13 protein-coding genes are annotated in these 12,202 nt (G+C 39.6%); 1 reads left to right on the forward strand and 12 read right to left on the reverse strand.

Annotated features, from left to right (window positions below; translation table 11 throughout):
• Positions 1-50 precede the first annotated feature (50 nt).
• From SYJ56_RS20520 to SYJ56_RS20560, 9 genes are all read right to left on the reverse strand, one after another.
• Positions 51-503 (reverse strand): DUF1569 domain-containing protein, encoded by a 453-nt coding sequence (locus SYJ56_RS20520; RefSeq protein ID WP_323837440.1) that lies wholly within the window; start codon positions 501-503, stop codon positions 51-53.
• The gene (locus tag SYJ56_RS20525) at positions 487-921 is read right to left on the reverse strand and encodes a VOC family protein (protein ID WP_323837442.1); all 435 of its coding nucleotides are present in this window, start codon (positions 919-921) and stop codon (positions 487-489) included. The genes SYJ56_RS20520 and SYJ56_RS20525 overlap by 17 nt, the downstream gene beginning before the upstream one ends.
• A 50-nt stretch (positions 922-971) precedes the next feature.
• The gene (locus tag SYJ56_RS20530) at positions 972-1,424 is read right to left on the reverse strand and encodes an AraC family transcriptional regulator (RefSeq protein WP_323837443.1); all 453 of its coding nucleotides are present in this window, start codon (positions 1,422-1,424) and stop codon (positions 972-974) included.
• A gap of 32 nt (positions 1,425-1,456) precedes the next feature.
• The gene (locus SYJ56_RS20535) at positions 1,457-1,819 is read right to left on the reverse strand and encodes a DUF4180 domain-containing protein (protein ID WP_323837444.1); all 363 of its coding nucleotides are present in this window, start codon (positions 1,817-1,819) and stop codon (positions 1,457-1,459) included.
• A 188-nt stretch (positions 1,820-2,007) separates the two neighbouring features.
• On the reverse strand, positions 2,008-2,556 hold the full coding sequence (locus SYJ56_RS20540) for a DUF2867 domain-containing protein (RefSeq protein WP_323837445.1): 549 nt from the start codon (positions 2,554-2,556) through the stop codon (positions 2,008-2,010).
• An 87-nt stretch (positions 2,557-2,643) separates the two neighbouring features.
• On the reverse strand, positions 2,644-3,525 hold the full coding sequence (gene fic / locus SYJ56_RS25990) for a protein adenylyltransferase Fic (RefSeq protein WP_416377822.1): 882 nt from the start codon (positions 3,523-3,525) through the stop codon (positions 2,644-2,646).
• Between the two features lie 227 nt (positions 3,526-3,752).
• Positions 3,753-5,327, reverse strand: coding sequence for an SUMF1/EgtB/PvdO family nonheme iron enzyme (locus tag SYJ56_RS20550; protein ID WP_323837447.1), 1,575 nt, complete (start codon positions 5,325-5,327; stop codon positions 3,753-3,755).
• Positions 5,328-5,564: 237 nt separating this feature from the next.
• Complete coding sequence (locus tag SYJ56_RS20555; RefSeq protein WP_323837449.1) at positions 5,565-8,411, reverse strand: PQQ-dependent sugar dehydrogenase; 2,847 nt, start codon at positions 8,409-8,411, stop codon at positions 5,565-5,567.
• 347 nt (positions 8,412-8,758) lie between these two features.
• Entirely contained in the window at positions 8,759-9,160 is a 402-nt protein-coding gene (locus tag SYJ56_RS20560; RefSeq protein WP_323837451.1) for a hypothetical protein, read from the reverse strand.
• A gap of 248 nt (positions 9,161-9,408) precedes the next feature.
• Between SYJ56_RS20560 and SYJ56_RS20565 the strand changes: the two genes are divergently transcribed.
• Entirely contained in the window at positions 9,409-9,777 is a 369-nt protein-coding gene (locus SYJ56_RS20565) for a single-stranded DNA-binding protein (protein WP_323837453.1), read from the forward strand.
• A 285-nt stretch (positions 9,778-10,062) separates the two neighbouring features.
• Here the strand turns inward: SYJ56_RS20565 and SYJ56_RS20570 are convergent, their stop codons facing one another.
• The 3 genes from SYJ56_RS20570 to SYJ56_RS20580 all read right to left on the reverse strand — a co-directional run bounded on the left by SYJ56_RS20570 (position 10,063) and on the right by SYJ56_RS20580 (position 11,887).
• Positions 10,063-10,488, reverse strand: a complete 426-nt coding sequence (locus SYJ56_RS20570) for a DUF3592 domain-containing protein (protein ID WP_323837455.1) — start codon at positions 10,486-10,488, stop codon at positions 10,063-10,065.
• Positions 10,489-10,641: 153 nt separating this feature from the next.
• The gene (locus SYJ56_RS20575; protein ID WP_323837457.1) at positions 10,642-11,163 is read right to left on the reverse strand and encodes a hypothetical protein; all 522 of its coding nucleotides are present in this window, start codon (positions 11,161-11,163) and stop codon (positions 10,642-10,644) included.
• 163 nt (positions 11,164-11,326) lie between these two features.
• The gene (locus SYJ56_RS20580) at positions 11,327-11,887 is read right to left on the reverse strand and encodes a tetratricopeptide repeat protein (protein WP_465038398.1); all 561 of its coding nucleotides are present in this window, start codon (positions 11,885-11,887) and stop codon (positions 11,327-11,329) included.
• Positions 11,888-12,202 lie beyond the last annotated feature (315 nt).

Raw genomic sequence — 12,202 nt, forward strand, 5'->3', positions numbered from 1 at the left:
GTTCAAGCTTCACCTAAACCGCTATTCTTCTATTGTTTTAGTTCCCATCCTCACACTCCAAATTGTCTTAAGTGGTGATCAGCGTGTTTATAGGCAAAAATCCCGATTTGCTCTTTTGTCATTTTCCCGAAAAAATCATGAATAAACCCGGCATTAGAAAAGTGTCCATACTCGGTAATCAAGTTTGCCCAAATATCTTTTTGTGCGTGTACATCACCTTCTTTCTCCTCCACCGAAAAGGCACTTCCGGAAGGCATATTCTTGGGCAATGGCCTATCGTCTTTAGTGTTACTCTTCAAGGCCATTTTCCCGAATATTTTCCCCAAAAACTCTTGCTTGTAAACGGGACTGTGTTTACCCAAAACCCACTCATCCCAAATAGTACAATGCTTCGTCATTTGGAAGACATTCATTTTCCCCCAGTGTGCAGAATTGTCGTTTTTCAAGGAATGAATCCGCTGTATCAATTCTTCCCTTGTTTCTTTTTCAAACACCGTTTTCATTGTCAAAATTAGATAAGGGTTGCAATGAAAAATAGTTACCGGAATCATCCTTAAATAGGGCTTCTGTTCCATAGAATTCCTTTTTTGGAGGTTTTATAAACTCCACTCCTTTGGTTTTCAACTCTTCATAAGTAGCATAGATGTCGTGACAGGTGAGCACACCACAGCCGAATATGCCTTTTTTGATAAGATCAATTAAGGTTTCTGCTATTTCTTTTGGAAACATTTTACTCACCTTCACCGGGAAAAGGACTAACTGCAAATCTGGTTGTTCTGGAGGGGATACTGTCAACCACCGTGTGTCAGGTCCCATAGGAATGTCATCCACTACTTTAAAGCCTAGTTTATTCACATAAAAGTCGTAGGCACTGTCTTGGTCAATCACGTGAATATTCGTGACGGTCATTTTAGTAATCATGATAGCGTATATTTTAACTGGTTAAACTGTAGGCAAAGATCTGCAATGGTTTAGCTATCAGCTTCTTCAAAATTGCTATTTTCAAGCCAGCCGTGTTGGTGCGCATAACAGCTTGGCACAAAGGCAAGAGGCTCTTTCTTGATTTTATCTTTGGTCTTCTTTTGCTCCGCCGAATATACCGAGGGCGACATCCCCACTGTTCTTGAAAAAAGTCCACTAAATGAAGAAATACTATCAAACCCAACGGAATAGCACACCTCTGTAACGGAGACTCCAGCTCTCAAAAGCTCTTTAGCTTTTTCAATTCTTACATATTTCAAATACTGATGGGGTGTCTTCCCATAGGTGGACTTAAAAAGGCGAATAAAATGGAATCTGGAAAAATAAGCCTCATCAGAAATGTTGCTCAAGTCTATTTTGGAAGTGTAGTTATTGTCTATGAAAAGCTTTGCCTGAACAATCCTTCTGTATAAATAAACTTTTGGGTATTGATCTGTTGCCATTGGATTTGAAGTTACATCAAGTTTACTTGAATTTACTTGGCTGAAAGAATTTTTAGTGCAGCAGCCGTTGAGTCCACAAAGTTAATATGCCTGCCTTTGTTGCTTTCATAAATGAAGTCATTTAAACTTTTACTCTTGTATTTCGAAAAGTCACCAACTATTGCTAAACGGACACGATAAGTCGAGAATTTTTGAAGTATTTCTCCTGCAATTCCGGTTTTCAGTTCAAAAAAATCAGAGGTGATATTCTTTTCATTGATTACAATCCTGTCAAAACCTTGGTAATAAATATTTCCCAGTAAGTCTACTCCATCTTCGGCTTTGTTGATAATGATATCCTCCGAAGTCACTTCGGCAATTTCTGTGTCGTCTATTGTATGTGTTGTAATATTCATTTAGTTGTTTGTTTTTCTTAAAGTATCGTTATTTAAAGCCCCTTCCAATCGATACAAAACCTGATTACTAGCTAATTGATGAGTATCTTATAAGATACTTATAACACCTCCTCTTAAAACCCCAACGCTTCGATTATCCCTTTACCTCCATCCGTTTTAAGCCCTGCTAGCGTTTCGCTTTGGGTTATTCAGGTTCTAGTTTGCTTTTCCAATTCGTTTATAATTCCTCTCAACATCGTAGGCACAATAAGTTTATGGAAAGGACGGACCGGTAAAAAATATAATCGCCCAAACCAATTATTGAACTCTACCGTGGTGGAAATGGTAAGATTTTTCTTTGCTTTTTCGTTCGTTTTCCGTTCTAAAAATAATGAAACCCTAAAATTCAAATGTCTATCATCTTCCCCTAGGATTACTTCATTTTCATTTTTGGCGAATACTTTGAAAAGGCCTAATTGCTCACCTGGTTCACATTCAAAGTTTTTAAGCTGTTTTTCTCTGTTGCTACTATCCCCGGAGGTTTTGAGTCCAACTATTGAAACTAATTTATTTCTTAGTGCAAATAATTCTCTTACCCATTTTGGTCCGCTAGCGAAAAAAGCTTTCCCAATGTCAACAGAATTAAATTTATCATCATAGTCATTTAGCTCGCCTTGAAAACTATCCACAAAATCATATTCTTTTCGAGAAGAATTCAGTACTGAATTACCGGGAAGTGTTACTTTAACTATTCTCATTTTCTATTGGTCAAACCCTTTGATGATGTTTTCTTTTAGGGTCTGAAAATTATGTTTTTCCGTTGTATTGGTCTTCATTCTCTTTTATTAATTTTCCTCATAATAATAGGAGTAATCAATTCCTTTCATAAACATTTCCCTGCTGTTGATTTGTACGGTTAGGGCATTTTTCAACAACTTTTTTAATTGGCTATTATTGGTAGTGCTTTTTACCATTGCATTCATATAATCAGTCTTGCCTATTTTGCTCCAATCCACACATTTTTCCAGGCGTTTCTTCAAAATTAAATCCAGCCAAATTCGGGCAGTCCTGCCATTGCCTTCCATAAATGGGTGGGCGATATTCATTTCCACATATTTGTCGACAATTTCATCAAAGGTGTTTTCAGACATTTCATCTATTTGCTTTAATGTGGCATCAAGAAAACTCACCATCGCAAACTGGAAACCACCTTTCGAAATGTTTTTTCGTCTGATTTGACCAGCAAAATCATACAAACCACCAAACAAATACCCGTGAATTTGTTGCAAACCATTGGTTGTACCCACCTCAATGCTGTCGATAAATGAACTATCAAACAGGGCATACGCCTTTGTTTTGCTTTTCCCATCTATGCTTTCGCCACTGTAGGTAAACCATTCAATAAATCGGTTGGCTTTTGTTCCGGGAAAAGTTTTACCCAAGGCAATGATGCCGTTGTAATCCAACATATCGGTTAAATATCGCTTACCGTCATTTGCTAAAAGTTTCAGTTGGGTAGTGGCACTAACCAACTCTTTTTTTTCTTTTTTCAATTTGGCTTTTAAGTATTTCCAATAGTTGCGGGTTTTGGTGTAGTCATCTTCATCAGTAAGCACAGCAACAATATCCAATACAGAAAACCACCACTTGGCATTTGGCTCGTCCCATAAGGCGCGAACCTCTCGGTCGTCAAAAAAACGGATGGATATTTTTTGCTGCTCCTTCATTTTATAGTACACTTTTTCATTTTGATATTATCCTAATCAATTTCATGCATGGCAATCCTTTCTCTTTCTTAAATTGGATTTAATCCCAACTCCCTCAAAAACTCTTTATGCTTTTCAATACTAGCTTTTATGCTTTCATTGATTGAAATAAATCTAGCGTTAAAACCCTTAAGGTATCTAAACTTCGTCTAGTGAATTACTCTTGTGATAGTGAGATGTTCAGATTCTCACCGGATTTCCCTCACCAGCCTAAAACCCACATCATATCCATTTCCCGGGCCAGCACCATGGTACAAATAGGTCGCATTGGTGACATCTGAAGTTATGCTTCCCCCTTTCAAAACATGGACTTCACCTTTCCCAGGTGGAATAGGGTCTGCAAAAACATCGTTATTATAATAATCTCCCACCCATTCCCAGACATTGCCCAGCATATCATATAATCCCCAAGCATTTGGTTTTTTCGTGCCTACTTGCTTTGCGGTTCCTTTATCAGTTTGTTGAATCCAAGCTTGCTGGCTGGTTTCAGACCAAGAAAGTAATTCATCATTTCCCGCCCTGGCAGCATATTCCCATTCAAATTCTGTAGGTAGACGATACCTGTAAATGCTTTCCATGGCATTCAGTTTCGTCACAAAACCCTGAACCATCTCCCAAGTAACATTATCAACTGGGTGCAAATCCGTAAGCTCACCCACTTTTTCCGCATTAAAAATTGATGGATTGGAACCCATAATCTTTTTCCATTGTCCCTGTGTTACTTCATATTTTCCAATGAAATAGGGTTGATCCATAGTTACCCAAAAACCAGGTCTGGAATCCCTCTCGGCCATTTCCTGGCAAAGCTTAAATTCCTGTTCAGTCCATTTGCTTTCATCCGCAACATCTCTGGTATCAGGAAAGCTTGGGCATTCAATTTCAATTTTCCCAACAAGCATTTTTCCTGGTTCGATTCTTATGAATTCCATATCAAAGCTATCCGATACGAGAGCCTGACTTTGCTGGGCAAATTGAGACCCTGAAGACATCAATGCTTTAGCCGGTTTAAGTTCTTTGATCATGACATTCCTAAATTGATGAGAAGCATCCGGTCGCCAGGAAAAATCGCAGCATCTCCCTCCTGGCACAGGCTGCAAAGTGGCACTCCAATGCAGCTGAAAGGCAATCATTCCATCTGTTACATCTCCGATCAAATCGTTTCGTTCCCCTTCTGCATCCCACATATGTTCGCCATTTATCCATAAGGAAACTTTGGGGATTTCACCTGTCATGCGAATTCGGAAACTATTCCATTCTCCCTTTTTCCAAACTTCCTCTATATTTTCAATCCGGGCATTAATAGTTGTTCTTTGCAATTCACCAATAAGATTTCCCGTTCCCCTTTCCCCGTCTCCAGCCAATTCCAGTTGGTAGGCAGACCCACTCTCACTGGATCTCAGAAAAATACCTCCATTGGTACCTGGATAGCCTTTAAATTCTAGGGATAACTCAAAATCCTGATATTTTTTATCTGTCAGGATAATTCCACCCTGACCATAAGGATATTGTTTCATGACTATTGCACCATCTTCCACGTAGAAATTTCCCATGGTTCCATGATGGTTGGTTTTGCTGATATGCCAACCATCTAAATCCTTCCCGTTAAAAATGGGAACAAATTCCTGCTGTGCATCTACCTGTTGTGCAAAACCTATACTGCTGATAATTACTAGTAATACCCCCATTAATTTTCTCCCAAGAAAATCAATGAATCGTATGGGGAAATGATGTTTGATTTTACAAAGTTGAGTAGGTTTTATCATGAATTTTTATTTTATAAGTGCATTCGGATACCTGCACGTATATTTAATCGGATCCGACTTAGTTCTACTGGCTCACCAACCTCGCTCAGCCTCCGATCAATTTTGGTTTAAAAGAGAGGAAGGGATTATAAGAGATGGTAAACTCAAGAATTGAGGCTACTTCGGTCTCCTGTCTTCGGTCTTCCCGCCTAAATAGCAAAGGAAATGAGGTGAGTGGTACAATTGCTGATAATCCTATTATTTAATAAACTCGATTCCCGTCATCATTACTAAGGCATCGCTTTGCTTTGCCTGCGGATTTTTTACGACGATATATAGATCATGTATTCCTTCTGCATTTGAAACATCTATGATTACCGGGGCACCCATTGCCTCTCCAAAGAAGGGACCCTTTTCACCTTTGGGCGCTGGAGGTATGGTAAATGGCTGACCAATAACTTGCCCATCGGGACTTCCCAATCTGATCTCGATGGTAGCACCAATAAAATGGGACCAATGCCAAAACCGGTTTGGGGCACCGATTTTTACCTGATTGATTCCCGTAAGGTCAATTTGCTTAAATCCAATGTGCCCACCATTTCCTGTAAATATAAAGCCTGGATCATTGGTGGAAGGAGTATATGAAATCCCTTTTTCAGAGAAGAAATCCGCGTCTTCAGGTGCCAAAACAGGAAATCTGAGCAGAAAATAATCTTTGCCCACTAGCTCCAGATCCTCTTTCTCGTTTGAACCTTCGTCGGTATAACTTGCCAAGAAAACATAGGATCCCATTTCCAAAGGAGTGCGAAAATAAGAATCCAGTCTTCCTCCTCCTCCCCTTTTATTATAGCCCTTTGTCTGGTATTGCCCCGAGGTTCCTAGATCCAAGCTTGTCCCATCTTCGGAATTCAACTCCAGTATGTAATCAATGATTTGAGAGATTTCAGGATTATTCAATGTGGGTTGGGGAGGCATGGGTGTATCGCCCCATTTACCTGAACCACCTTCCACAATACTTTTGGACAGGATTTCAAAAGCATTAGGATTTCCTTTGTACTTCATTGCGACATCTTGAAAGGAAGGACCTACCAATTTTTTGTCTTCAGCGTGGCAGGAAACACAATTGTTCTTTTGTACCAATCCTTTTGCATTCAAGTGCCTTAACTGGGTATTAGGATTCAGTTCACCTTGTCGGTCCAACAGCTCCAATTGGGCATTTCCCATTCCAGAAGGAATATATTGTGCAGTGACCAACACCTTTTCCTTCCCGATTTGTCCTTCACCCAAATTCCCATCTTCGGTATCTTCGGTATCTTCGACCGAAACTTGATAGTTGATAATCCCATCAGGAAAGTAAAAACTTTGGTTTCCTTCTAAAATAGTAAGATTTACCTGTGGCTTACTGTTTCCTGCAATAACCTGCAAGGAGTCCACTGAAGTAAGCCCGCTGGGATCGGATACTTCCAATTTGATCTCATACTTTCCTGCTTCCTCCAGAGTCAAAGTAGGATTGGCTTCTTCGAAGGTTTGATGACTGACCCCATCAATTTTATTGATAGTCCAATTATAAGTCAATTGGTTTCCATCCAAATCCAGGCTTCCTTCAGAAGAAAGCTTTAACTCCAAAGGAGTTTTACCATCCAAAGAAGAAGAATTTGCACTTGCGATGGGTGCTCTATTGCCTGCATTGTATTCAATTCTGGAGATTTTCCCCTGTCCACCAATCCCGTATTCTACCAGATACAAATCCCCGTTTGGACTAAAATCCATATCCAAAGGCTGGCTGTGGCTCAACATTTCGGCAGGAAGAAATCTTACTAGAGACACTACTTTGGAGCGTTGTTCATCCATTTCTGCCACCATAATCCAGTTGCGGACATAATCGGTGATAAACCACTTACCTTCGAAATAATCCGGAAATACCCTTTCGGCATTTCCCGAAAAATCATTTTTCCTAAAAATAGGCCCACCCACTGCTGAACGAGCTGCACTGCCAAAAACTGGCCACTCTTCCGAAACTTGGTAGGGATAGGCGATCAGTGCTTGCTGCGCAGGTGGCAGAATTTTCAGTCCGGTATTATTGGGAGAATCATTGTAGCTGGAGTCGGGATTATAGGGTGCTCCATAAACTCCGGTGTTGTAGTCATAACTATTGTAAGCTCTGTTGTAGCCAATGAAATAGGGCCAACCGAAATTCCCGGCACTCTTGGCAACATTGAATTCATCATAACCCATAGGCCCAAACTCTTCAGAATCAACACCAGCATCGGGTCCAACTTCTCCCCAGTGGAGGAATTGGGTTTTGGAGTCAATTGACAATCGCCATGGGTTTCTATTGCCCATTACATAGATCTCAGGTAATGTGTTGGCAGTTCCCTGAGCAAACAAATTACCTTCGGGTATGCTGTATGTGCCATCGGGCTGAGGGGTTATTCGAATGATCGTACCCCTCAAATCATTGGTATTCCCCGCTGTCCTTGCTTCATCTTCTCCTCTTCCACCCTCGTTTTCAAATGGAAGTGGTGAATATTGGGTGGGATGCGAATCTGCTCCTATACTGAGGTATAAATTCCCTTCCTTATCCCAGGTCATTCCACCACCAAAGTGGTGCCCGTCCGGCTGTTCCCAGGGAATAGTTAGGATGATTTTTTCAGTGGCGATGTCCAACTTGCCATCACTTCCCAAATCAAAACGGGATAGGCGCATTGCCTCACCTCTGTCTGCTGCTGCTGAATAATAAAGATATATCTGTCTGCTACTCTCAAAATCCCTGTCCAGTAATATTCCTATCAGACCAGGTGCTTGTTCTTCTGTCAGATCCAACGTTCCTAAAATCTCAATGGCTCCGGTTGTCTCATTGAATCTTTTGACGTTACCAATTCGCTCAATCCAATACACATAACCACTCTTGTCAAATTCAATCTGGAGGGGTTCTTCCAAGCCTTCAACAACTACATTCTGCGTGAATCGACTAGTATCAGGCCGAACGGATTCCTCTTTCGTTGGAGTTTCCTGACAGGCAGTCCCCAATCCTAAAATCAGAAAGAAAACCAACAACTTTATAGATGAAAATGGAGAATATGATTTTTCGGAGGAAATATCCATTGATGTTATTTTGGGAATTGCTACTGAATTCTAAAGATCGAAATTGTCACTAGAAAAGGGAAGGAATTATTCACCCTGAAGTTCATTAAATTCAACCCACACTACTTATCCTTTTCGGCTCCGAAAAAAATTCTGGTGATGTTCCAGAAATTGGGGCTGTATTTAAAATCGTGGAGTTCATTTAGTAAAGTTCCACGCTTGGCGTTCTTGCGGGATTTCGGAGCTCAAAACTGTCAACCCAGCACTAAAGTCCAATTGGAAAACTGAACTTGAATCAGAGTTTTTTTCTATTCTTTCACAAGTTTCCTTCGGTTATTGTCACAATACCAATTATAGTACTCTCCAAACTAAAGAGTTGGGATTTCCCCTTTGTCATTTTCAATTTTGTCAAACCTTGTCTTATCAATTTCCTTGTTAATGTTGACAATATCAAAATAGCGATTTTCAATTATGTCAAAGTCAACTAGCTTTAAATAGTCATCAATTATTTCTTCATCGATCATTATTTTTCCTCCGCCCGCCCAATGTCTATCTTGCCCATTCTTTTTAACTCCAGAAATCCAATATTCTTCTCCAGTTTCAATATTGAAATGGTTTCCAGAAATTCCTGGGTTTTTCAATTTCTTCAGAGCCATATCATTAAAATATACTGTATGCTTCGATTTTGAATATTCAACTAGACCAATCCAAGCAGGTCCGCTATCTCCAAATCCAGATTTTAGTTCTATATATCTTATTTCTCGCTTCATTTCTTTAATACTTTACAACGAGTTGCTATACGCAACTCCGCCTTCCCCCTCTAAACCTACTAAACTTTTCCTTAAACCTCATCCCTCTGTAAATAGAATAAATCCACTTTATCCGACAACAAACGTATACAATCGAATACAACCGACTAGCTACCGACTTAGCGCAGACCGATCCTGCAACTTTGGATCATAAGTTTTTCCTCTGGCGAAAACGACAAACAAATTTTCTAACCAAAACAACAAACATCATGAATGCGCTAAGAAACAAAGTACAGCTAATCGGTCACCTAGGAGCGAAAGTAGAATTGAAAACCCTGGAAAGTGGCAAAGTCGTAGGTAACGTAAATCTCGCAACCAACGAATCCTACAAAAATCAAAAAGGTGAGCGTGTCACCGAAACTACCTGGCACAGACTTGTGATCTGGGGCAAGAATGCAGAGGTACTCGAAAAATGCACCGACAAGGGATCTGAAGTTGCCATAGAAGGTAAAATCTCCAACCGAGACTACAGCGATAAGGATGGCGTCAAACGATACATCACCGAAGTGGTGGTAAATGACTTCTTATTCCTAGGCGAAAAAAACGCAAAAGTAAGCGAAACCGATCTTCCTTTTTAATACAACTAACTTCTTTATGAAAAGGCTGGAATCCACAAAGTTCCGGTCTTTTTCTATGTGTAACCCTTCTCAAGATGCTCACTAGAAGCAAGAAATCTCAGGATAATCTGGAGTTTATACTAAGCTTTTCCATGCATTACCTGTCCCGAGTATCGGATCCTGCCCAAAGGTCTTTGTAAGAACCTCGCCGGTTCCCCCGAAAGAATCGGGGCAGGCAGTGCAACCGCGCTTTCATTGTTCGTGCTGCGCACGCAACGAAAGCTTAGTTGTTAGCGAACGTACCATTCACTCACGCTCAATCAATATACTTCTATCCGGGTCTTTCAAGTCAAAGCGCACATAAAAAGTGTCATTTACTTTTCGGTCCAATATTGTCTTAAGGTATTTTTCGTTCTTTGTTGTCAGTGGAATAATGTCCGTGCTCTGAAATTCTCGTCCGTCAACTTTATAGCTGTATAGAATTTTATAACTGTCAACAAGTATTTCTGTCCCTTTCCATTTGCTTTGTTTGATTCTGTCAATCGGTTCAACAGAAATAATTTCTCCTTCTGCTTGACCCTTAAATTCCTCTTTGTCGTCTTGTCTGAATCTGTCACGGATGTTAGTGAAGTAGAAGAATAGGAACACACCAATCAATAAAAATAGAATAGTCAGGAATACGGATTTTAAATCCCAGGCGTCAAGTTTTTCTCTAATCCATTTGTTGTTCATCTGTCTGTCCTGGTATGTTCGCTAACGTTTTGTGTTTATGACAGCTGCGGCTATCGAAGCCGTTATTGTCCACCGTTATTTAATTAGGACTTGTCTCAAGTCCCCAATAAGTGATGTGGACGAGTCAGCCTCAGTTTTAATTAAAACGTTGTTCTAATGAAGATTTTCCGACTGACTCAATTTGTCAATTTCTTGTATTTTCCTTTTTAAGAAGTTCAAGGCCTTTGTCGGTCTTAAGTAAATGTCAGTCATTAGCCAAATAATAATTGCAGGATAAATCAAGAAGTATAGAAATTCGTCAGGATTTATTTTTGGTACTATGTAAAATGATAGTCCAATGAGAAATATTATAATCCCAAGTTGTCCATAGATTTTACATTTGTTTTCAACATGTCCGATTAAAGTAAAACTTTCTCGTGTTGAAATTTTAAAAATCCCTTTCACTACATCAAATCTACTATTTCCATTCTGTCGCTCCACAATTAGAGTTAGGGTCTCATCTTGATTATCGTTAGTCAAGGAACCAATTAATCTATAGTCAATGTCAGAATTTTCTAGTTTAATTTCCTTGTCTAGTAGTTCTTTGATTTTTTCAATCCCCTTATTTCGGTTAATATTCAAGTCTATGTTGAATTCAACTTCCTTTGATGTCACTATAAATTTTAAGGTACTCATGATTTCTCAGCGTATTGACGGCAACGGTTTCGGGCACTGCATTCGGGCGGGCTTCGGAGCACAAAACTGTCAGCCAAGCACAAACTTTGATAGATGCACAAAGCTTGGTTAAACCACTGAACCGCCACTTTTGGGTAGGTGCTGTTATACCCTGTGTTTCTTGTCATTTGTTGCAATATTTCTTTAATTCTTCTTCAGCGTTCTTATCTCCAAGTTGTCTTGACTTTCTAAGGTTCTCACAGGCTAAGTCTGTCTGTCCGGTTGATAGATAAATGAAGCCAATCCAATAATGGCACTCAGCTGGGATATAGTTTTTTTGTATTGCTGCATTAAAGTCCTTGAATGCTCTTTGCAAACTGTCAATTTTGTAAAAGGCAATTCCCCTTTCGTAATGTATTTCGTGTCCTGGAACGTCAAATTCACTAAGGTCAATAAAATCGTTTGGTGTCATGTCTATATAAATTGATTGTCCGCCTTTAGTGTCAAAAGCTTGGTTATAAAACTCAATTGCTGTTTTGTAGTTTCCGAGTCGTTTGTAATTGTTCCCTATATTATAAAGTGCTAAAGTGTTTTTCGGGTCAAGATCAAGAACTGTTTTATAGTCTTTAATTGCTTCTTCATAATTTTCAAGTGCTGATTTGTCTGCACCACGATTTATATACGCACCAAGATATTTTGGGTCTTTCTCGATTGCTTTGTCAAGTAGTTCTATCGNCTGCACCACGATTTATATACGCACCAAGATATTTTGGGTCTTTCTCGATTGCTTTGTCAAGTAGTTCTATCGCTTCTTTATATTTTTCCTGTTCAGAAAGCTTGTCCGCTTCGTCCAAATAGTCTTGAGCTGTCTTGAAGTCACAACTTGGCAATAAGAGTATAATTGTCAGTATGAATATTACTTGCTTCATTGTCTTTTTAACATAGGGCATAACGTAAAGAGTTTTAAACGCATTCCGGCAAAAAAAAACACCCATTATCCAAAAACCTCACCCGGATTGCGGTTAAAACTGTGTTGGACTAAGCCGTTTTCTCCTATGGA

Origin of the sequence: Algoriphagus aurantiacus (genome assembly GCF_035156405.1) — a bacterium.
GTDB classification, from domain to species: domain Bacteria; phylum Bacteroidota; class Bacteroidia; order Cytophagales; family Cyclobacteriaceae; genus Algoriphagus; species Algoriphagus aurantiacus.

Excerpts from the sequence above, each read along its gene's own strand:
- SYJ56_RS20520 (WP_323837440.1), bottom strand. The coding sequence starts at position 503 with ATGAAAACGGTGTTTGAAAAAGAAACAAGGGAAGAATTGATACAGCGG.
- SYJ56_RS20525 (WP_323837442.1), bottom strand. The coding sequence starts at position 921 with ATGATTACTAAAATGACCGTCACGAATATTCACGTGATTGACCAAGAC.
- SYJ56_RS20530 (WP_323837443.1), bottom strand. The coding sequence starts at position 1,424 with ATGGCAACAGATCAATACCCAAAAGTTTATTTATACAGAAGGATTGTT.
- SYJ56_RS20535 (WP_323837444.1), bottom strand. The coding sequence starts at position 1,819 with ATGAATATTACAACACATACAATAGACGACACAGAAATTGCCGAAGTG.
- SYJ56_RS20540 (WP_323837445.1), bottom strand. The coding sequence starts at position 2,556 with ATGAGAATAGTTAAAGTAACACTTCCCGGTAATTCAGTACTGAATTCT.
- fic (WP_416377822.1), bottom strand. The coding sequence starts at position 3,525 with ATGAAGGAGCAGCAAAAAATATCCATCCGTTTTTTTGACGACCGAGAG.
- SYJ56_RS20550 (WP_323837447.1), bottom strand. The coding sequence starts at position 5,327 with ATGATAAAACCTACTCAACTTTGTAAAATCAAACATCATTTCCCCATA.
- SYJ56_RS20555 (WP_323837449.1), bottom strand. The coding sequence starts at position 8,411 with ATGGATATTTCCTCCGAAAAATCATATTCTCCATTTTCATCTATAAAG.
- SYJ56_RS20560 (WP_323837451.1), bottom strand. The coding sequence starts at position 9,160 with ATGAAGCGAGAAATAAGATATATAGAACTAAAATCTGGATTTGGAGAT.
- SYJ56_RS20565 (WP_323837453.1), top strand. The coding sequence starts at position 9,409 with ATGAATGCGCTAAGAAACAAAGTACAGCTAATCGGTCACCTAGGAGCG.
- SYJ56_RS20570 (WP_323837455.1), bottom strand. The coding sequence starts at position 10,488 with ATGAACAACAAATGGATTAGAGAAAAACTTGACGCCTGGGATTTAAAA.
- SYJ56_RS20575 (WP_323837457.1), bottom strand. The coding sequence starts at position 11,163 with ATGAGTACCTTAAAATTTATAGTGACATCAAAGGAAGTTGAATTCAAC.